The organism is Agrobacterium vitis (genome assembly GCF_013337045.2).
Taxonomy (GTDB): domain Bacteria; phylum Pseudomonadota; class Alphaproteobacteria; order Rhizobiales; family Rhizobiaceae; genus Allorhizobium; species Allorhizobium vitis_B.
Genome location: NZ_CP118260.1, coordinates 749,094 through 768,789, shown reverse-complemented (window position 1 = coordinate 768,789; position 19,696 = coordinate 749,094). Strand labels below are relative to the sequence as shown.

17 protein-coding genes and 1 riboswitch are annotated in these 19,696 nt (G+C 58.6%); of the genes, 10 read left to right on the top strand and 7 right to left on the bottom strand.

The window, feature by feature from the left end; genetic code table 11:
- Positions 1–127: 127 nt before the first annotated feature.
- The 6 genes from G6L01_RS21270 to G6L01_RS21245 all read left to right on the top strand — a co-directional run bounded on the left by G6L01_RS21270 (position 128) and on the right by G6L01_RS21245 (position 8,119).
- On the top strand, positions 128–1,150 hold the full coding sequence (locus G6L01_RS21270; RefSeq protein WP_337692715.1) for a GNAT family N-acetyltransferase: 1,023 nt from the start codon (positions 128–130) through the stop codon (positions 1,148–1,150).
- Positions 1,150–2,550, top strand: a complete 1,401-nt coding sequence (locus G6L01_RS21265; RefSeq protein ID WP_070165545.1) for an MATE family efflux transporter — start codon at positions 1,150–1,152, stop codon at positions 2,548–2,550. The genes G6L01_RS21270 and G6L01_RS21265 overlap by 1 nt, the downstream gene beginning before the upstream one ends.
- Positions 2,547–3,734 carry a PLP-dependent transferase gene (locus tag G6L01_RS21260; protein WP_070165544.1) on the top strand — a complete coding sequence of 396 codons (1,188 nt, stop codon included), beginning with the start codon at positions 2,547–2,549 and terminating at the stop codon, positions 3,732–3,734. Before G6L01_RS21265 ends, G6L01_RS21260 begins: the two co-directional genes overlap by 4 nt.
- Positions 3,735–3,925: 191 nt before the next feature.
- Positions 3,926–5,176 carry a diaminopimelate decarboxylase gene (lysA, locus tag G6L01_RS21255; protein WP_070165543.1) on the top strand — a complete coding sequence of 417 codons (1,251 nt, stop codon included), beginning with the start codon at positions 3,926–3,928 and terminating at the stop codon, positions 5,174–5,176.
- A gap of 724 nt (positions 5,177–5,900) precedes the next feature.
- Positions 5,901–6,632 carry a helix-turn-helix transcriptional regulator gene (locus G6L01_RS21250; RefSeq protein ID WP_174089302.1) on the top strand — a complete coding sequence of 244 codons (732 nt, stop codon included), beginning with the start codon at positions 5,901–5,903 and terminating at the stop codon, positions 6,630–6,632.
- A gap of 209 nt (positions 6,633–6,841) precedes the next feature.
- Complete coding sequence (locus G6L01_RS21245; RefSeq protein WP_070165539.1) at positions 6,842–8,119, top strand: glycosyltransferase; 1,278 nt, start codon at positions 6,842–6,844, stop codon at positions 8,117–8,119.
- A 20-nt stretch (positions 8,120–8,139) separates the two neighbouring features.
- Here the strand turns inward: G6L01_RS21245 and G6L01_RS21240 are convergent, their stop codons facing one another.
- Positions 8,140–9,030, bottom strand: coding sequence for an SMP-30/gluconolactonase/LRE family protein (locus tag G6L01_RS21240; RefSeq protein ID WP_070165537.1), 891 nt, complete (start codon positions 9,028–9,030; stop codon positions 8,140–8,142).
- 164 nt (positions 9,031–9,194) lie between these two features.
- On the opposite strand from G6L01_RS21240, the gene G6L01_RS21235 reads away from it, so the two are divergent.
- Positions 9,195–9,614 (top strand): GlcG/HbpS family heme-binding protein, encoded by a 420-nt coding sequence (locus tag G6L01_RS21235; RefSeq protein WP_070165535.1) that lies wholly within the window; start codon positions 9,195–9,197, stop codon positions 9,612–9,614.
- Positions 9,611–10,483: an NAD(P)-dependent oxidoreductase gene (locus G6L01_RS21230; protein WP_070165533.1), complete on the top strand. Its 873-nt coding sequence runs from the start codon at positions 9,611–9,613 to the stop codon at positions 10,481–10,483. The genes G6L01_RS21235 and G6L01_RS21230 overlap by 4 nt, the downstream gene beginning before the upstream one ends.
- Before the next feature lie 49 nt (positions 10,484–10,532).
- Here G6L01_RS21230 and amaB read toward each other — a convergent pair whose 3' ends face one another.
- Both amaB and G6L01_RS21220 read right to left on the bottom strand, forming a co-directional pair.
- On the bottom strand, positions 10,533–12,068 hold the full coding sequence (amaB, locus tag G6L01_RS21225) for an L-piperidine-6-carboxylate dehydrogenase (RefSeq protein WP_156584132.1): 1,536 nt from the start codon (positions 12,066–12,068) through the stop codon (positions 10,533–10,535).
- Positions 12,069–12,127: 59 nt separating this feature from the next.
- A complete protein-coding gene (locus G6L01_RS21220) occupies positions 12,128–13,411 on the bottom strand; it encodes an NAD(P)/FAD-dependent oxidoreductase (RefSeq protein WP_070165531.1) in 1,284 nt (427 codons plus the stop codon).
- A gap of 214 nt (positions 13,412–13,625) precedes the next feature.
- On the opposite strand from G6L01_RS21220, the gene G6L01_RS21215 reads away from it, so the two are divergent.
- Both G6L01_RS21215 and G6L01_RS21210 read left to right on the top strand, forming a co-directional pair.
- Positions 13,626–14,525: a LysR family transcriptional regulator gene (locus G6L01_RS21215; protein ID WP_071205750.1), complete on the top strand. Its 900-nt coding sequence runs from the start codon at positions 13,626–13,628 to the stop codon at positions 14,523–14,525.
- Between the two features lie 58 nt (positions 14,526–14,583).
- A riboswitch (FMN riboswitch) is annotated at positions 14,584–14,729 on the top strand.
- A gap of 127 nt (positions 14,730–14,856) precedes the next feature.
- Positions 14,857–15,333 (top strand): 6,7-dimethyl-8-ribityllumazine synthase, encoded by a 477-nt coding sequence (locus tag G6L01_RS21210; RefSeq protein WP_070165527.1) that lies wholly within the window; start codon positions 14,857–14,859, stop codon positions 15,331–15,333.
- Positions 15,334–15,401: 68 nt separating this feature from the next.
- Here the strand turns inward: G6L01_RS21210 and G6L01_RS21205 are convergent, their stop codons facing one another.
- The 4 genes from G6L01_RS21205 to G6L01_RS21190 are packed head-to-tail and all read right to left on the bottom strand — an operon-like array spanning position 15,402 to position 19,658.
- On the bottom strand, positions 15,402–16,748 hold the full coding sequence (locus G6L01_RS21205; protein WP_070165525.1) for an extracellular solute-binding protein: 1,347 nt from the start codon (positions 16,746–16,748) through the stop codon (positions 15,402–15,404).
- 42 nt (positions 16,749–16,790) lie between these two features.
- On the bottom strand, positions 16,791–17,633 hold the full coding sequence (locus G6L01_RS21200) for a carbohydrate ABC transporter permease (protein WP_070165523.1): 843 nt from the start codon (positions 17,631–17,633) through the stop codon (positions 16,791–16,793).
- Positions 17,630–18,565: a carbohydrate ABC transporter permease gene (locus G6L01_RS21195; protein ID WP_070165521.1), complete on the bottom strand. Its 936-nt coding sequence runs from the start codon at positions 18,563–18,565 to the stop codon at positions 17,630–17,632. The genes G6L01_RS21200 and G6L01_RS21195 overlap by 4 nt, the downstream gene beginning before the upstream one ends.
- Positions 18,558–19,658: an ABC transporter ATP-binding protein gene (locus G6L01_RS21190; RefSeq protein ID WP_070165519.1), complete on the bottom strand. Its 1,101-nt coding sequence runs from the start codon at positions 19,656–19,658 to the stop codon at positions 18,558–18,560. The genes G6L01_RS21195 and G6L01_RS21190 overlap by 8 nt, the downstream gene beginning before the upstream one ends.
- Between the last annotated feature and the right edge of the window lie 38 nt (positions 19,659–19,696).

The following is a 19,696-nucleotide window of genomic DNA, read 5'->3' as shown; positions in this document are numbered from 1 at the left end:
CTCTCTCGCAACCGTGCAATCAAACACCGGCACGCCTTGCTCCGGCCTGCGCCTTCCCGCAGATGGCTTCCGCGGTTATTCCTTAAATAATTTACAATCTTTGATTGTTTTTCCCAATGGAGATGACGTGCGCGTCGAATGGGACGGCGCTGTCATTGCTCATGGACGCATTACCTGGTCAGACACGCCCCGGCTGATCGTGGAAGCACTCTCCACCGACCAGAACCTGTCTTGGCAGGCCCAAGGCGAACCCACGCTTGGTGCCCTCATTGAGGCAATTCTGACCTGCCACCCGGAAATACATACGCTTGCCGTGGATCTGCCGGAAGGGGTGGATGGCACCCACTTTGCCGCTTGCGGCATGCTACTCCCCACAGAGAGCGGCTGGTTCTCAAAAGGCCAGGGCTTTTTCCAGCAACCAGCGCTCTGGCTCGGCCACGTCCCGCCTGCCTATCCCGATATTCCCGTGATGACCAATGGCATCTTGCATCCCATGCGCCCGCCAAAGCCGGTTGGGCCGGTCTATAGCCGCTTCATTCCGTGGCTGGACAAGGTGCTCGGTTTTCACGTCGCCTCACCTGAAGCGGATCTGCCACATTTCCACCGTTGGATGAACGATCCCCGCGTCGCCGCGATCTGGGAGGACAATGGCACGCTTTCCCAACATCGTGACTTTCTCGAAAACCGGCTTGCCGACCCCCGCACCTTGCCGCTGATCGGCACGTTCGACAACGTGCCTTTCGGCTATTTCGAGCTTTACTGGGCCAAGGAAGACCGGCTCGGCCCGCATTACGATGCTGATAGCCATGACCGGGGCTGGCATGTGGCAATCGGCGAGGATGCATTTCGCGGCAAACCCTATGTCAGCGCCTGGCTGCCCTCGCTGATGCACTACATGTTCCTCGCGGACCCGCGCACACGGCGCATCGTCGGCGAACCCATCCACCATCATCACCAGCAGATCCGCAATCTCGATCGCTCTGGCTTTGCCAAGATCAAGCATGTGCAGTTTTCCCATAAAAAGGCCCTGCTGGTCATGCTGCTGCGCGAACGTTTCTTTGCCGACCAGCTACTTTCGCCGGACCTGACTGGTCTGCTCGATAAGAATGGTCTTAACGTTCCAGGTTCCTTGGCGCGAGGCAGCCTGTAATGACGTCTTCAACGACGAAAATGGCGGCGGATCTCAACGATCCGCGCATCAAACGGCTGGTGATGACTGTTGCCCTGCCCGCCGTGGCAGGGCTGACGGCCAGCGCCGCCCACCACGCCGTCAACGCCATGTTCATTGGCGCATTGGGGCCGCAGGCGCTGGCAGGCGTCAGCCTCGTGCTGCCGCTGTTCCTGCTGGTTAGCGCTGCAACGGAAGGCTTGGGCATCGGGCTTGCGACGCTTCTGGCGCGCTCACTCGGTCAGGGCGATGTGAAGGCCGCGTCCTCGGTGGCGGTAACGGCGCTGGTTGCCGCCGTGCCGATGGGCATCGTGCTATCCACGCTGATTTATCTTGCCTTGCCCGCTTTCGTGCAGGCGGTGGGCGGTGAAGGCGACCTTATCGCCTCGGGCCTGATCTATGGACGGCTGATCGCCTTTGGCGTAACGCTCGGCATGTTGCAGGCGATCTGCGATTTCATTGCCATTGCCGAGGGCAATTCCCGTTTCTCGATGGCGGTGTTGATCGCCAGCTTCGCCCTCAACATCGCGCTTGATCCGGTGTTCATTTTCCTGCTCGATTTTCGGGAAGCGGGCGCGGCCATTGCCACCATGGTATCGACGGTTGCCGCTCTTCTGGCCTATGCCGTTTATTTCTACCGCAAGCGGGGCAATGTCAGAATTGATCTGAGCCTGATCCGCTGGCACCTGCTGAAGCCGATCTCCAGCATCGGCATACCGGCCTGCGCCACCAGCATCGTCACCGGCCTCGGCTTCATGGTGCTGTTGCGTCAGGCAAGCCAAAGCGGCGGTGAAACAGGCGTTGCCGCCATTGCCATTGCCATCCGGCTGATCGCCTTCGGGCAGTTGCCGGTTTTCGGCTTCTGCCTCGGCGCGCAAAGCGTCGTCAGCCATGCCGTGGGGCTGGGTGATGACCAGCGGATCAAGGCCACCATTCGCTTCATGCTGATGGTCACCATTCCCGTTGCTCTCTGCTACTCCACGCTCTTGCTGGTCGCAGCCGGACCCATCGCCCGGCTGTTCACCGCAAGCCCTGAGGTTGCCGCGCAAACCGCCGCCTGTCTTCGTCTGCTGTTTCCGGTTTTTCCGCTGGCAGCCTTCCAATCCGTCCTTCTGGTCATGCTGCAATCGCGCGGACGGGCTGGCCTTTCAGCCATCATGGGGCTGGCACCGAATGGCTACATGCTGATCCCGCTGCTTATGCTTTTACCGGCCTGGCTCGGCTTTATCGGCGTTGCAATTGCGCCTGCCGCCGCTGCGGTGCTGACCGCGGCTCTCGGCATTGTCGTCGCCCGCCGCGAATGGGCGACCATACTTCCTACCAGTGACGGCCCACTTTCCGGCCTGTCCGCGCTCCATCCCGAGACAAGAGGTTTGTCATGAACGAGACACCACGATTCGACCCAGCCGCGAAAACCATTCCGGTTCCGCCCCCTGCCGGTTTTACCGGTCACGACCCCTTCGATGCCGCCGTGCCGCCGATCTATCAGACATCGCTGTTTCTGTTCGACAGCTATGCTGAATTGGAAGATGTGTTTGCCGGGCGCTCCCACAAGCCGATCTATTCACGCGGCGACAACCCAACCGTCCAGATCCTTGAGCAAAGGATCGCCGAGATGGAAGGCGCAGAGGCTGCACGGGCTTTTTCCAGTGGCATGGGCGCGATTGCCGCGACCATTCTCGCCTTCGTCAATCCGGGCGACCGGATCGTCACCGTCCGCCATGTCTATAGCGATGCGTTCCGGTTTTTTGAAAAAGTGTTGAAACGCTTTGGTGTTCTCGTCGATTATATCGACGGCACGGATACCGAAAGCCTGATTGCCGCCCTGCCGGGTGCAAAACTCGCCTATCTCGAAAGCCCGACCTCTATGGTATTCGAGCTTCAGGATTTGGTCGCGGTTGCTGCTGCGGCACAGCGTCATGGTGTGTTGACCATTATCGACAATTCCTGGGCAACACCGCTCTATCAGAAGCCGATTGCCGCCGGGATTGATCTTGTCATCCATGCTGCCTCGAAATATCTGGGAGGCCAGAGCGATACGGTCGCCGGTCTCGTCACCGGATCGAAGCAGCATATCGCCCGGATCAATGGCGAAATCTTTCCCTATACCGGCGCCAAACTTTCGCCCTTCGAAGCCTGGCTGGTGCTGCGCAATCTGGAAACACTGCCGTTCCGCATGCGCCACCACCATGAAGCGGGTCTCGAGGTCGCCCATTGGTTGAAGGCCAGCCAAGCCGTAGGACGGGTCATGCACCCAGTCTTCAGCGATCATCCGGGCCGCAACACATTGACGGGCTTTGGCGGATTGTTTTCATTCGAAGTCACCGATGACATCGATGTCGCGGCGTTTGTCGATGCCTTGCAACTGGTGCGGATCGGGGTCAGCTGGGGCGGGCCGGAAAGCCTTGTGGTGCCTGCCAAGGCGGCGCTCAGCATTTCGCCGGAAACCAATGTCTTTGCCCGCTTCGGCGTCAGCGACCGGACCATCCGCCTCAATGTCGGACTGCATGAAGCAAAGGCGATCATTGCCGATCTGGAACAAGCGCTCGCGCAAGCCGCACGGTAAAAGCCGCTTCCACGTGCTCTCTCAATTGATTGAAACTGACAAAAGACCGGCGGGGCGCCTGTAGCGCTTCGCCGGTATTTTTGCCATATGTCACGCGCGCGCCATCGTTAGCCTGCCTTTATCCACATAGGCGCCCCATGTCGCGCTCAAATGTGCCGCCCGATTTTTGAACCCGGATCGATCCATACACCATGACACGCCTTTCAAACGACACACTCACCACGCTTGCGCAAACCTACGGAACACCGGTCTGGGTCTATGATGCAGACACGATCCGCGCCCGTATAGCGCAATTGTCATCCTTCGATGTCATTCGCTTTGCCCAAAAGGCTTGCTCCAACACCCATATCCTGCGGCAGATGCGTGAAGCCGGGGTGGTCGTCGATGCCGTGACGCTAGGTGAAATCGAGCGGGCCAGACGGGCGGGCTATGGCGCGGGTCAGGCCTCCGGCGTTGCCCACATCGTCTTCACCGCCGATGTGTTTGATCGCAGCACACTGGATCGGGTTGTCACTGACAAAATCGAGGTCAATGCTGGCTCCATCGATATGCTGCATCAACTTGGCGCACGCTCTCCGGGGCATCGCGTCTGGCTGCGCATCAATCCCGGCTTCGGCCACGGCCATAGCAACAAGACCAATACCGGCGGCGAAAACAGCAAGCATGGCATCTGGTTCGAGCAATTGCGCGAGGCGCTGGCCGCCGTGCGGCGCTACTCGCTGACGCTGGTCGGCCTGCATATGCATATCGGCTCCGGTGTCGATTACCGGCATCTGCAACGGGTCTGCGGAGCCATGGTAACGTTCTGCTGCGAGCTTGGCGCCGATATCGAGGCGATTTCAGCGGGTGGCGGACTATCCATCCCCTATAAGGACGGCGAGGAAGAAATTGATACCGTCCATTATTTCGCGCTTTGGGATAGCGCCCGCAAACAGATCGAGGAATATCTGCGCCACAAGATCCGGCTCGAAATCGAGCCGGGCCGGTTCCTGACGGCGGATTCAGGCGTGCTGCTGGCCGAGGTCCGCGCCACCAAAACCATGGGCAACAATCATTTCATCCTTGTCGATGCCGGGTTCAGCGATCTGGCCCGCCCGGCGATGTATGGCAGCTATCACGGCATTTCCGTCTTGCCCGCCGCGAATAATAGCGCACCGCGCAGCGACGTGCTGGTGCCGACAGTGGTGGCAGGACCGCTTTGCGAATCCGGCGATGTCTTCACCCAGGGCGAATTCGGGACAATCGAAAAACGCGACTTGCCGCAAGCGCAAACGGGCGACTACATGGTCTTTCACGACACCGGCGCCTATGGCGCATCGATGTCATCTAACTATAATAGCAGGCTCTATGCTCCGGAGGTGCTGGTCGAGGGGGATAACCATCGGCTGATTCGCAGGCGCCAGACCCTGGACGACCTGCTGGCGCTTGAAACAACGGCATAAGCAAAAGTCCTCACGAGAGTCGGCAGGGCAAACTCTGCCGACGGCTTCGGTGAATATGCTCAAGGCGGTCAAATGCCTGAGCATATTCGCAAGCCGAACGCGGCAAGGCTGGCGCCGGAATTGGTGGCAGGCATTTATGGCTACCTCTGACAGAGCCGCACGTTTTATAAACCGCACAGAGGATGCTGTAATACATTATATTTCTTGGATGATTTTGCGTTGCAACAAGCGAATTCACCCCTAAAAACGCCTAGAGTCACAGCACGGCTCGTGCCACAACAGACCACAAACACGAAATTTGCGCGCGTAAAACTGACCTGATCTGGGGCAGTCGCCAATCGTAAACGCACCATACGGGCGTGGCAGGCGTCAATGTTCAGATTTTATTTCCATTGAAATTGACCCGTTTCAATTTCAAATTGACATTGACCCCTTGCTTGTAAATGCTACACTGCAACATGACGCATAATACAACACATTTTCAAGCACCACCAATAGATACATTTATTTTCCAATATTAAAACAGCATTTTCTGAATTTTATATTTGCGGGCTTTCCAGTCCTCCCAATTCCCGATCCTGGATGCCCGGCCTTAAAAATTTCACGAAGTGACGATTTGGAGTTTTATTTCATGCATGACATCAAACATAAGACCGTAGATCCTCTCGATCGCTTTATTATGCGCCTCAATGCCGCCACCTCTGCCGCGGAGATGAAAGCAGTAATGGAATCCAGTATAAAATCACTGGGTTACAAGTATTTTTCCTATCATATCCTTCAAACCCCTGTGCTCAATGCCACGAATGAGACCCGCCATACATTCGGCATCAGCAACTATCCAGAGGAATGGGTGGAGCGATACGCATCAGAGCGGTATGTCTATTGCGATCCCATCGTTGGAATGTCTCTCTCTCGCAAGACCCCGTTCAAGTGGAGCGATGCCATCGATCGCGATAAGCTGACGGAAGAAGAACGTGGCATGATCGAAGAGGCTGCAAAGCGTGGCATCGCCAACGGGCTGACCGTGCCTCTCATGTCCCGCCATGGCGAACTGGCGATCATGACTGTTATCCCCGACGAAAAATTCCAGGACAGCCCGCCGGAAGCGCATCTTATTCACATTATCTCGCAATTCTTTCATTCCTGCGCGCTGCCAGTTGTCATGGAAGAGCATCTGATCGGCAGCTATCGCCGCCGTCGGTCCTTCCTGTCGGCACGGGAAAAGGAAACCGTGATCTGGGTTTCCAAAGGCAAGTCATCATGGGAAATTGCCAAGATCCTCGGCATTTCCGAAAAATCGGTCGAATTTTACATGGAGTCGGTCAAGCGGAAGCTGGAAGCCGTCAACCGTACCCAGGCCGTCGTCAAGGCAATCATGCTTGGATTGATCCAGACCGACCGTTTTCAGTCGGGCGACGGACGAAAAGCCACAATGGCCATGCCCAGCCGAGCCTGATGTCATAGTTGCTGACTAAAGTCCTCTTAGGCTTGATAGGGGGAGTCGGGCTGAACTACTGACGTGTTGCAGTGCCAAGTCGCTGGCGTTGGCACATTGCAACTCCAAACTTGCATGGTGCATTGGGTGATTTGCCCAATAGCCGCTTTAGAATGTGTCCAATGTCGGGTGCCAATGTCAGGCATCATTATCTGGTGAATGAGTAAACCATGCAGATCGTCATATTCACGATTGGCACCGAAGGCGATGTGCGCCCGCTGGTTGCTCTTGGCGTTGGGTTAAAACAGGCCGGTCACAAGGTCAGAATTGCCACCGATCCGCAATGCGCCGATCTCGTCACCAATCACGGCTTGGAATTCGCCCCCTTGCGTGGCGATTTCCTCGATTGGATGCGCACCGACCGGACTGCGATGTCCCAGGGCCTTTCACCGCTTGCTATTGCCAAGGCAGCGCGGCGGAAGCTGAAAACCATGGCCGCCAGTTGGCCGGCCCAAGGCCTTAGGGCAACGGAGGGTGCCGATCTGCTGATTGGCAATGGTATGGTGTTCCATCTCGCCGCAGCCCTTGGCGAATATCTGGGCCTGCCTGTCGCGGAAACGCAATTGGTTCCCACCCTACCGTCGCGGCAACCACCGCTTCTGCCGCTGCCGGATTGGGCGAGGAGCTTGCCGGGACCAATCAATGTGGCTCTCGGTCATGCCACGCAGATGCTGATCTGGCATATTTTGCGCCCCGCCTATAATGAGGTGGTGCGTCCGGCCCTTCGGCTGCCGCCTTATCCATGGCGCGGTCCCTATACCTATAAACCCCGTTCGCATTTGCGGCTGTTTGCCTATAGCCCGACACTGGTCGAGCCGCCCGCCTCGCTCCCCTCCAATGTCCGGGTCACCGGCCCCTGGCAATTACAGGAAGGCTCGACATGGGTCGCACCGGATGATTTGACAAATTTTCTAAAAGGCGGGCCACCACCCGTCTATGTCGGCTTCGGCAGCATGGTTGGGCCGGATGGAGGCCGCTTCACCGATATCGTGTTGCAAGCGGTACGCAAGACGGGCAAACGCATTGTGCTTGCCAGTGGCTGGGGCGGCCTCAATGGCGCGGATAGCGAGGCCGGGGGCAATATCTTCCGGATTGACCGAGCGCCGCATGACTGGCTGTTTCCGAGAATGGCGCTGGCGGTTCACCACGGCGGCGCTGGCACGACGACCGCTGCGGCACGTGCTGGCATTGCCTCGGTGGTTGTGCCATTCTTTGGCGATCAGCCATTTTGGGGCAGTCGCCTTGAAAAACTCGGCGTTGCTCCGCCAGCACTGGACCGTGCTGCCTTGACCTCAGATGCCTTAGCCTCGGCAATTATCTCTGCCGACGGTGACGATATGCGCCGTCACGCAGCAGACCTTGGTCAACGCATGCGGGCAGAAGACGGGATCGCTATGGCTATTGCTGCAATCGAAAGCCTTGGCGTGAAAAACAAATGGTCGGCCTGACCTTTGCTTGACAGATCCTGTCAGGCTGCACCGTTCCGGTTCAGGGAAATTGCATAGAGACTGGTTGTTGCGGTTATGAACAATCGATGCTTGCCACGCCCGCCGAAGCAGAGATTGGAGACCGTTTCCGGAACCAGGATCTTGCCCATCAAATGACCGTCCGGGGCGATACAGTGGACGCCATCGGCAGCCGAGGACCAGAGATTGCCGTCGCTATCAAGCCGCATGCCGTCGGCACAGCCCTTGTCGATCACATGAAACACGTTGCCGCCGGTTAGCTTCCATCCGTCATCGACATCGAACACCCGAATATGCTGCGGATCGCTGCTATGCATACGGCCGGTATCGGCCACGTAAAGCCGTTTTTCATCCGGGCTGAAGGCTAGTCCGTTTGGGCAGTTGAAATCGGTCAACACGGCAGAAATCGCCCCGGATGGATCGACACGGTAGACATTGCAGGGCAATTCCTGCTCGCTTTTCGTGCCTTCATAATCGGTGGCGATACCGTAATGCGGATCGCTGAACCAGATCGCCCCATCGGAAGCCACAATTACATCGTTGGGTGAATTGAGACGCTTACCCTCAAAGCTGTCAGCAATCACTGTGATCGTGCCGTCATACTCAGTGCGGGTCACGCGCCGTGTACGGTGTTCACAACTGACCAAGCGCCCTTGCCTGTCTCGGGCATGGCCATTGGCAAAGTTGGAGGGTGCACGAAAGGTGGTGAGACTGCCATCCGCCGTCCAGCGCAGGATACGATTGTTGGGGATGTCGGAAAACAGCAGGCAATCCAGATCGCCAAACCAGACAGGTCCTTCCACCCAATCGAAACCGGTTGCCAATTGCTTGACCGGGGCATTGCCCATCACAAACCGGCCAAAGGCGGGATCGGAGATCTCAAAGAACGACATGACGGAGCGCCTCCCAACACTTGATAGTCTGGACTTGGTATTCGGGTTCGAAAAATCAAACTGACGGTGATCGGTGAAACACCCATTCCTACTCGCCAATCTGGACCGGTTCGAATATGGTATCGATAACATGACCGGTAGAAACTGCCAAGGGAGAGCATGCCATGAGCTTTACGATACAATCCAGCGCCTTGACCGACGAAGGTGTCGCCGCACTTTTGCGCGCCGCAATCGATGCCGCGACGGCGATGGGCCAGCCGCAATGCATTATCATTGTCGACCACAGCGGCGTAGAACTGGCTTCGTTTCGCATGCGGGGTTCGCGCTATCTCTCCCTTAAAAGTGCGAGGGCCAAGGCGCGGACCGCAGCCTCGCTTGCCGCGCCCAGCCATAGCGTTCCCGACCACGCCAAATTGTTGCTGGCCGCAGCAACCCAAGGCGAAGCGACGGGGCTGAAGGGCGGCCTGCCCATTAAAGTCAACGGCATGTTGCTTGGTGGGATCGGGATCGGCTCCGGCTCGGGTGAGCAGGACGAAGAGGTGGCGCGCGCGGCCCTTGCCGCCATCGGAGCGGACCTGTCATGATGCGGATCGCCTTTCTCGGCACTGGCTTGATGGGAGAGCCAATGGCCCGTCATCTGGCGGCGGATTTCGAGGTCGTGGTCTGGAATCGCTCCACACAAAAGGCGCAGGCCTTGTCCGACGTCGCCCGCATTGCCGCCAGCCCGGCAGACGCCGCCAAAGGTGCGGATGTGGTGATTTCCATGCTGCTCGATGGCCCGGCCACCCGCGCGACACTGGACGACAGCGGCGCAATGGCAGCGGCGGGCGAAGGCGCGCTGATTATCAATATGGGATCGGTGGAACCGGCCTGCGACCGCGATCTTGCGGCGCTAGCCAAGCAAATGGGCAAGCGTTTCCTCGACGCCCCCGTCTCCGGTGGCGTGGCTGGGGCCAAGGCAAAAACGCTGTCGATTTTCGTTGGCGGCGCGCCGGAGGATTTTAAGGCTGCCGTGCCGGTTCTCGAAAAACTGGGCCGCCCGACGCTGATGGGGCCGGTCGGCACCGGCCAGACGGCCAAACTCGCCAATCAGTTGATCGTCGCCGTCACCATCGGCGCGGTTGCGGAAGCCTTTCGGCTGGCACAATCGGCGGGATGCGATCCGGCAACGCTGCGCGGCGCCTTGCGGGGCGGCTTTGCCGATAGCCGAATTCTCGATCTGCATGGCGAACGGATGGTGACCGGCAATTTCACACCGGGTGGACGTTCCGCCGCGCAGTTGAAAGACTTAAACAATGCGCTTTCGGTTGCTGCCGAGCACGATTTGACACTGCCACTCTCTGAAACGGTGCGGGCGGGCTTCACCGACCTGGTGCAGAACAAAGGCGGCGCAGATCTCGACCACTCGGCCTATTATCTCTGGCTGCAACAGATTCAGCCTATTCAGGACTAGCGGTCTCAACCATCCCCCCGGTTACCGCCGGGGGGAGGGCAACGACTGACTACTCGACGTCGAATTTCACGCCCTGGGCCAAGGGCAACGAGCGTCCAAAATTCACCGTATTGGTGGCGCGGCGCATATAGGCTTTCCAGGCATCCGAGCCGGATTCGCGCCCGCCACCGGTTTCCTTCTCGCCTCCGAACGCGCCGCCGATTTCAGCACCGGATGGGCCGATATTGACATTGGCAATGCCGCAATCGGAGCCACGGTCCGACAGGAAGGCTTCAGCTTCGCGCAGATCATTGGTGAAGATCGACGAGGACAGGCCCTGCGGCACGTCGTTATTCAGCGCCAATGCGGCATCAAAATCGCTGTAGCGGATCACATAGAGGATCGGCGCAAAGGTTTCATCCTTCACAGGCCCGGTCTGTGAGGGCATTTCCACCAGGGCGGGGCGCACATAATAGGCCGAGGCAGCCTCTTCTTCCCGCACGCGCATGCCGCCATGCACCACGCCGCCAGCAGCCTTTGCCGCAGTCAGCGCCGTTTGCATCGCCTCATAAGCGCTGCCATCAATCAACGGTCCAACCAGCGTGCCGGTCTCCAGCGGATTGCCGATGGTGACGGAGCCATAGGCCTTGATCAGCCGGGGAACCAACGTGTCGTAAACGCTGTCATGCACGAACAGGCGGCGAAGCGTTGTGCAGCGCTGGCCAGCCGTGCCCATGGCGGCAAAGGCGACGCCGCGCAGGGTCAGGTCGAGATCGGCAGTTGGGCCGACGATTGCGGCGTTATTGCCACCCAGTTCCAGGATCGAGCGGGCAAATCGGGCCGCCAGACGCGGACCGACCGCCCGGCCCATGGCTGTCGAACCGGTGGCCGAAACCAATGGCACTTTTGGATGATCCACCAGCACTTCGCCAATAGCGCGCTCACCGATCAGCACGGTCGAAAGCCCGTCCGGCGCGCTGCCGCCAGCGGCCACATAACGGCGGACGGCTTTTTCGAAAATCGCCTGGGTGGCAAGGGCGGTAATCGGCGTCTTTTCCGAGGGCTTCCAAACGGTCGAATTGCCGCAGACCAGTGCCAGCGCCGCATTCCAGCACCAGACGGCGACCGGGAAATTAAAGGCCGAGATAATGCCGGTGACGCCGAGGGGATGCCAGGTTTCCATCATCCGGTGTTCGCTGCGTTCGGTGGCGATGGTCAGGCCGTAAAGCTGACGCGACAGGCCGACCGCGAAATCGCAAATGTCGATCATTTCCTGCACTTCGCCGAGCCCCTCAGAGGTGACCTTACCAACCTCGATGGACACGAGACGACCAAGATCGTCCTTATGCGCGCGCAACTCCTCGCCCAGCAAGCGCACCAATTCGCCGCGCTTGGGGGCTGGCACCAGGCGCCACGCTAAGAAAGCGGCATGTGCATTGTCGATGGCCTTGCTTGCCTCATCGCTGGACACCGTTGCAAGCGTTGCAAGCGTGCTGCCATCCACAGGCGATGTGACCGCCAGCGAACCGCCCGACAAAGTCCCGGCGGAAACACCGAGATTTGCAAGAATGCGCGATACATCGGCAGGCAGGTTGAGTTTCGACATCGATATGATCTTTCCTTGAAACGTCGTTTGCATGTGAATGGTGTTGAGTGGCGGCCGGATCAGAACCGGCTATCCGCCAGATGAGCGATTTGCGCGCCCGCTTCGTAGTAAATTTCCTTTACGGTGCGCAACGCAATGGTCTCCGGCTCAGATAGCGGCAGAGGCAGATCCGCCTCGCCGATCTCGCCCAGAACCAACTGTGCCAATGTCCGCCCGAAAGTCGTGCCGGGCGCAATGCCACGGCCATTATAGCCGCTAAATCCGACAACGCGCTTGGCAAAGCGGTGGAAACGCGGCACGGCATCGCTTGTCATCCCGATCTTGCCATACCATTCCGTCTCGAACTCGACATCGCCCAATTGCGGAAACAGCCGCTTCAGGCTGCGCTTGGCCCAGGCCCGGTGGACTGCCGCCCCGCCATGGCGTAGCGCGCCGACACTGCCGAATACCAGCCGACCAGCCTGATCCATGCGGAAGGACGACAGGATTTCCCTGGTATCCCAGCAGCCCTCACGATTCGCCAACAAGGAGCGGCGCAGATTTTCGCCAAGCGGCACAGTGGCAAAGTTGAAATAGGGAAGATGCATCTGCTCTTCCCGCACACTTTTCCAGGGACCGGTGGAATAGGCATCGGTGGACACGATGATCCAGCGGCAGGACACATGGCCGGAGGCAGTCTTCACCACCCAGCTCTCGCCTTCCCGCTCAGTTTCCACCACCGGACTGCCGGTGAAAATCCGCACACCGGCGCGAATGGCCGCAGCAGCAAGCCCCCGCGCATAGGCAAGCGGCTGCAACGTTCCGGCCCGGGGATCAAACAGCGAACCGGCATAGGCAGTGCTTCCGACGCGAAATGCCGTCTCCTCGGCAGATAGAAGCTCGACCGGCGCACCGCGCGCTACCCATTGCCGGTGACGGTTCTGCAATTCCTCCAGCCCGGTGCTGCCGACGGCCAGATGCAGCGTGCCATTGGTTTCCAACTCACAGGCGATGCCATGTTTTTCGATTGTCTCGCGCACCAAGAGCGGCGCTTCGCCCAATTGCTTCAGCGCCCGCTCTCCATGCACGGGGCCAAGCACCTTGGGCACGTCATCGGGCATCACCCACATGCCGCCATTGATCAGCCCGACATTGCGGCCCGCGCCGCCAAACCCGATCTCAACCGCTTCCAGCAACACAACGGAAACCCCGGCCTCGGCCAGATGTAAAGCGGCTGACAGGCCGGTATAGCCGCCGCCGACCACGACGACATCAGCAATCAGGTGTTCGTTAAGTGCCGATGTGGACGGCGGCGATGGCGCGGTTCGCTCCCATAGCCCGTGCGATCTTGGATTCCCCTGCATGACAGTTCCCTTATATCGCGACCGAACCGGAAGCCGGGCCAAACGACAGCGATTATTTCGCAAAACACTAGCAAGTGCTGAACCAGTCCGCCAGTGCGCAATTATCGATGTTTCTGCAAGAGTTCTTTCCCAAATGGAATGACCTCAGGCAAAAGACCGCCTATAGAAAACCATGTCGCCCTTCTCGCCAGTCCGATCTATGCCCGGAGCCTCCATGCAAAGTCCCCGCCGTTTCCTGCCCTCCCTGCATCTTCTTTCGGCTTTTGAGGCCGCGGCCCGTACTGGCAGCGTCACGGCGGCAGCGCGGGAATTGAGCCTGACGCAAAGCGCGGTCAGCCGGCAGATCAAGGCGCTGGAAGAGCAACTTGGTGTCGAGCTTTTTCACCGCGAACGCCAGACGATCCGGCTGACGGCAGGCGGCAACATCTATGCCCGCGAAATCCGCGATGCGCTGCGGATCATCAGCACCGCATCGCTGACGCTGAAGGCCAATCCGTTCGGAGGGACACTCAATCTCGCCATCCTGCCCACCTTCGGCACCCGATGGCTGGCGCCGCGCCTGCCGGGATTTCTCAGCCGTCACCCCGGCATCACCATCAATCTCGTCACCAAGCTTTCCTATTTCGATTTTCGGCTGGAGCCGGTCGATGCTGCCATCCACTTCGGTCTGGCCGATTGGCAGGGGGCGGAAATGTCGCTGCTGCGCTCTGAAACCGTCGTTCCCGCCTGTAGCCCTGAGCTGCGCGACACCTACCGGTTTCAGACCCCGCTGGATCTGCGCCAGGCCCCTCTTCTCCACCTCACCACCCGCCCAGATGCCTGGGAACGCTGGCTGGCCAGCAATGACGTGCAATCCGACCAGGTGCGCGGCATGTTGTTTGACCAGTTCGCAACAGCCGCTCAAGCCGCCATGGCAGGGCTTGGTGTCGCGCTGCTGCCTGAATTCCTGATCGAAGAGGAAATGGCCTCCGGTCGCCTGGTCAAGGCCATCGACCGACCGATGCAAAGCACCGAGGCTTATTATCTCGTTTGGCCGAATGAACGTGGTTCACACCCGCCTTTGCAGGCCTTTCGAGACTGGATATTGGAAGAAACCGCAGACGACAGACGCTAACCTACCGAATAATGAGAAAAACGGCCTTGCAATTTCTGCAACTTCACTTCTATGTTATAACTGTTCTCAGGGCGGGGTGAAATTCCCCACCGGCGGTATCGGGCTTGCCCGGAGCCCGCGAGCGCTTTCAGGGCAACCTGGGAGGTCAGCAGATCCGGTGAGATGCCGGAGCCGACGGTATAGTCCGGATGGAAGAGAGCATGCAGGAAATACCCCAGCAGAGCTCCGTCTCCGCAACGGGTGTTCACTGCTGTTCGCCCAAGGGAAAATTTGCCGCCTCCGTGCGGTGTTCCAGCCAACTCCGTTTGGCTGACCCTTGAAAGGCAGAGACATGACTATCGCAGCAAGACTTGAACCAAACCGCATTGCCGTCATTCGCGCCCGCTGGCATGCCGGGATCGTTGATCAATGCGTAAACGCCTTCGTCGCCGAATGGCAGGCGCTTGGCGGCACCGCCGCCGAGATCGACATTGTCGATGTTCCCGGTGCATTGGAAATTCCGCTTCACGCCCAGACGCTTGCCAAAACCGGAAAATATCGCGCCATCCTCGGCTGTGCGCTGGTGGTGGATGGCGGCATTTACCGCCATGATTTCGTGGCCGCCACCGTCCTGGACGGCATAATGCGCGTGCAGCTCGACACGCAAGTGCCGGTGCTTTCGGCGGTACTGACACCCCATAACTTCCAGGAAAGCGAAGCGCATATCGCCTTCTTCCGTGAGCATTTCGTCCTCAAGGGCAAAGAAGCGGCTAGCGCCTGCCACGCCATTCTGGCGGCCCGCTCCGAAGTGCTGATGACGGTGCTATAAAATATCGCTGCCCAAAGCCTAGAATGGCTTTGGGCAGCTCTTAGCTTTAGGTGCTCCTGGCGTTTGTTTTAGAGATTGCCAAGCAGATCATTCACCCGGCTTTCCGCATCCTTTAGGGCGGCATCGACATCCTTCTGACCGGTTACGGCAGCGCTCATTTCTTCACCAATAATATCCTGGATCGGGAACTGGCGTTGCACTTGCGATGGCAATGGACGGCCAAGCTGGGCAATATCAGACACGGTATCGCGGTGTGGCAGGGCCTTGAAGGCATCCGAGTTCAGCACAGCCTGCACGGATGGCAGGTGGCCGGTGCGCGACCAATCGAAATCATTGTCGACGAAGAATTTCAGGAACCGCGCCACGGCCTTGGTCTGCTCGGGCGTCCGGTCCTTGACGGAAACAGCCCAGGTGTGACCATCGGCAAACTGCGCGTGGTCGCCGGAAAACAGCTGCGGATAGGGATAAACGGCATAACCGCCCTTGTTCAGCGCAGTGCCCGGCTTGCCGGCCGAAGCATTGTAATCGCCGATCATCCACGTGCCGTTCAGATGAACACCGCCGGCACCGGCCAGAAAGGCAGTGATCGAGGCGCCGTAATCCATATCCTTCGTGGTATAGCCCTTGGCGTAGATGGTCCGGTACATCTCTACCACCCGCTTGGCTTCAGGCGTGTCGAGCTTGATATGGGTCGGATCGGCGAAGAAGTCAGCGTTTTGCTGGAACAGATAAGTATAGAGATTGCGCATATAGAGCGCCGTCTCATTGGCAAGATTCTGCACAAAATAGGGCTTGCCGGTCTTCTGCTTGAACTGCTCGGCCTGGGCCAGAAGCTCTTCCGGGGATTTCGGCAGGATCGGTGTGCCATCGGCATTGACGAGACCCGCCTGCTTAAACAGATCCATATTGATATGGTAGAGCATGGTCCAGCTGTCGATCGGCAATCCGTAGAACTTGCCGTCCTTGGTCGCCCCCTGCCGCGCCGCCTCGGTAAAGGTTTCAGGCTTGATGCCTTGCGTGGCCAAAAGCTCGTCCAGCGGCATGATCAGGTTTTTGGACTGATAATCCGATAGGGCCGATTCATGGATCGTGACGATGTCAGGCGGATCATTGGAGGCAAATTGTGCGTTGAGCTGGTCGTAGCCCGGCCATTCCACTGTCGCCACCGAGACATGGATATCCGGGTTGTCGGCGTTGAACTTGTTGATCAGCGAGGTCATGATCCCACATTCGCCGACCGATTTGCTGACGTCTGTATTGCTGCCATATTCGGCATCGCAGGCGCCAAAGAACCTTTGGACGTTCAGTTCCACCGGCTCCGCCGCAAAGGCGGCATGAGCAGTCATCAGTGCCACCACCGGAATGGCGGTGCGCATCAGTTTCATGATCCTCGATTTGACTGGCTTGGCTTTCATGGTCTCTCCTCCCACATGTTTCTTGTATTCTTCGGACAAAGGCTACCGAACGGCTGCCCCCGACACCGCTGTGACGATATATTTCTGGAAAAACAGATAGATGATAAGGATAGGCGCTCCAGCAAACACCGCCTGCGCCATCAGAAAGCCGAGACCTTCGGACTGGCCGAAATTGGTCTGGGTCGAGGCAAGGCCGACTGTCAGCGTATACATGTCCTTCCTGGAGGCGGAAATCAGCGGCCAGAAATAGTCGTTCCAAGACGCCAGGAACGTGAAAATGCCAAGCGTCGCCTGGGCGGGCAGTGTCAGAGGCAAAAGCACCTTCCAAAAGATCCGCAGGCGGCTGGCATTGTCCAGCAGGGCCGCCTCATCCAGATCGCGCGGGATGGCCCGGAAATATTGCGTCATCAGAAAGACGCCGAAAGCGCTGGATAGGCCGGGCAGCACAAGGCCCGGATAGGTATTGTGCAGGCTCAACATGCTGAAAATCTGGTGGCGGGCAACCAGAACCGCCTGCTCCGGCACCGCGAGCCCGAACAGAACGATCACGAACACCACGTCTCGGCCCGGAAAATTCAGCCGGGCAAAGCCGTAGCCGGCCAGCGACGACAGGATCAGCGTGCCGATGGTCAGGCTGATGGAGACGATCAGGCTGTTGAGAATCCAGCGAAACACCGAGGATGTCTGGATGATATTGAGATAGTTGCTGATGATATAGGGCGGATGAAACACCGAATTGGGATCGGCCATCAGCACACTGTTTTCCTTCAGCGACAATCCGATCACCCAGAGTATCGGCAAAAGCATCACGAGAGATAACAGCACGACCAGCCCAAGGACGATCCGGTCACCAAGCCTGCTGTGAGAAGAGGAAAAGCCGCTCATGCCGCATCTCCCTTGCGTCTGGTGATCAGATATTGCGCCATGGCGGCGAGCAGGATCAGAATGAAGAGGATTTCGGAGGCTGCGGCCCCAAGACCGAGATCCCAGCGGCGGAAGGTGACTTCATAGATATAGAGAACGATGGGTCTGGTGGCATTGTTCGGCCCGCCCCGCGTCATCAACAGCGCCTGGCCAAACAGCTGGAATTGCAAGACAATCTGAATGATGACCACCAGGAGGAATGTCCGCTTGATGGATGGTAGAGTAATGGCCGTCAGCGTCCGCCAGCGGCTGGCATTATCAAGCGCCGCCGCCTCATAGATATCGCCGGGGATTTGCTGCAAAGCCGATAGAAACAGCATCATCGGCAGGCCAAGGCACCACCAGACGGTGGCGATGGCAATCGCGATCATCGCCAGATCGGGATCGGACAGGGCGGCGGGGGCCGTTGCGCCAAACCAACTGAAAATGGTGGCAAGCAAGCCAACCTGCGGAATGAACACGATCCGCCAGACCAGCGTGACGATGGTGACGGACAAGACCGAGGACGCGAAGAACAGGGTTCGCAGCACCGCCGCCGTCCGCGTCTGCCGGTTGAGCGCCAGCGCCAGAAATAGCCCGAGCACCGCCAGCGTCGGCACCGTCAATGCCACGAAATAGAAGGTATTCCAGATCGACTGAATGAAAACGGTATCGCGAAACAGCCGTAGATAATTATCAAAGCCGACAAACCGCCCGCTCGAAAACATATCGGCCTTATGAAAACTCAGCCAAATGCCCCAGATCAGGGGAAAAACCAGAAGCGTGGTGAAAAATGCCAGGTAAGGCGCCACAAATAGCGCATGGCTCCAGCGCGGAGCATGGATGCTCATCGACGCAGGGGCCGAACGGCGGCGCGCAGCCAAAAACGGTATAGCAGAAGAGCGGTCAGCCATCGGACAGCGCCTCCGCATGCCGGGCGGTGCCATCCGCATCGAACAGATGAGCTTTTCCACCGTCAAAACCAAGGCCAATGCGATCGCCGATTTTCAGGCGCGTCTGCCCTGCCGTTGCGGCCACCACACTTTGGCCATCCGCCAATCGTGTATAGATCAGCGTCCGATCACCCAGACGCTCCAGCACGTCGATAGTACCATCGATGTCGCCACCCTCAGGAGACGTGACGTGAACCGCCTCGGCGCGAATACCGAGCGCAACTGCCGACGCCGCATTTTCCGGACTGATATGGGTTTCGATGCGCAGGCTCTGACCGCAGGTGGCGATCATCCCGGATCTGCCGGGAGCAAAACCCGTAACATCGAGAAAATTCATCGCGGGCGACCCGACGAAACCGGCAACAAACCGGGTTGCCGGGCGCTCATAGATCTGCATCGGCGTGCCAATCTGCTCGATGCGGCGATTGTTCATCACCACGATCCTGTCGGCCAGCGTCATGGCTTCGGTCTGATCGTGGGTGACGAAAATCATCGTCGAGCGCAGCCGCTGATGCAATTGCGCCAGCTCAATACGGGTACGGGTGCGCAACGCCGCATCAAGATTGGACAGCGGCTCATCGAACAGGAAGGCTTTGGGCTCCTTTACCACTGCCCGGCCAATCGCCACGCGCTGGCGCTGACCGCCGGAAAGCTGCCCCGGCTTGCGCTCCAGCAGGTGATCGATTTCCAGCATCCGCGCCGCTTCGGCAATGCGCGCATCGATAACCGACTTGGAGACCTGAATATTCTCAAGCCCGAAGGCCATATTCTGGCGCACGGTCATGTGCGGATAAAGCGCATAGGATTGAAACACCATGGCCACGTCACGCTGACCGGGCGGCAGTCCGTCAATCCGCTCGCCATTGATGCGGATTTCGCCTTCATCAACGCTTTCAAGCCCGGCGATCATCCGCAGCAAAGTCGATTTTCCGCAGCCGGACGGACCAAGAAAGACCACGAATTCGTGGGCCGGAATGGACAGCGACAAGCCATCCAGCACGGTCATGGCACCGTAGGTCTTGCTGACATTGCTGATTTCGATCTGTGCCGTCATCGCTATCCTCCTCCCAGGTTTAGCAAGGTCAGGAATTA

Excerpts from the sequence above, each read along its gene's own strand:
- G6L01_RS21265 (WP_070165545.1), top strand. The coding sequence starts at position 1,150 with ATGACGTCTTCAACGACGAAAATGGCGGCGGATCTCAACGATCCGCGC.
- G6L01_RS21260 (WP_070165544.1), top strand. The coding sequence starts at position 2,547 with ATGAACGAGACACCACGATTCGACCCAGCCGCGAAAACCATTCCGGTT.
- lysA (WP_070165543.1), top strand. The coding sequence starts at position 3,926 with ATGACACGCCTTTCAAACGACACACTCACCACGCTTGCGCAAACCTAC.
- G6L01_RS21250 (WP_174089302.1), top strand. The coding sequence starts at position 5,901 with ATGGAATCCAGTATAAAATCACTGGGTTACAAGTATTTTTCCTATCAT.
- G6L01_RS21245 (WP_070165539.1), top strand. The coding sequence starts at position 6,842 with ATGCAGATCGTCATATTCACGATTGGCACCGAAGGCGATGTGCGCCCG.
- G6L01_RS21240 (WP_070165537.1), bottom strand. The coding sequence starts at position 9,030 with ATGTCGTTCTTTGAGATCTCCGATCCCGCCTTTGGCCGGTTTGTGATG.
- G6L01_RS21235 (WP_070165535.1), top strand. The coding sequence starts at position 9,195 with ATGAGCTTTACGATACAATCCAGCGCCTTGACCGACGAAGGTGTCGCC.
- G6L01_RS21230 (WP_070165533.1), top strand. The coding sequence starts at position 9,611 with ATGATGCGGATCGCCTTTCTCGGCACTGGCTTGATGGGAGAGCCAATG.
- amaB (WP_156584132.1), bottom strand. The coding sequence starts at position 12,068 with ATGTCGAAACTCAACCTGCCTGCCGATGTATCGCGCATTCTTGCAAAT.
- G6L01_RS21220 (WP_070165531.1), bottom strand. The coding sequence starts at position 13,411 with ATGCAGGGGAATCCAAGATCGCACGGGCTATGGGAGCGAACCGCGCCA.
- G6L01_RS21215 (WP_071205750.1), top strand. The coding sequence starts at position 13,626 with ATGCAAAGTCCCCGCCGTTTCCTGCCCTCCCTGCATCTTCTTTCGGCT.
- G6L01_RS21210 (WP_070165527.1), top strand. The coding sequence starts at position 14,857 with ATGACTATCGCAGCAAGACTTGAACCAAACCGCATTGCCGTCATTCGC.
- G6L01_RS21205 (WP_070165525.1), bottom strand. The coding sequence starts at position 16,748 with ATGAAAGCCAAGCCAGTCAAATCGAGGATCATGAAACTGATGCGCACC.
- G6L01_RS21200 (WP_070165523.1), bottom strand. The coding sequence starts at position 17,633 with ATGAGCGGCTTTTCCTCTTCTCACAGCAGGCTTGGTGACCGGATCGTC.
- G6L01_RS21195 (WP_070165521.1), bottom strand. The coding sequence starts at position 18,565 with ATGGCTGACCGCTCTTCTGCTATACCGTTTTTGGCTGCGCGCCGCCGT.
- G6L01_RS21190 (WP_070165519.1), bottom strand. The coding sequence starts at position 19,658 with ATGACGGCACAGATCGAAATCAGCAATGTCAGCAAGACCTACGGTGCC.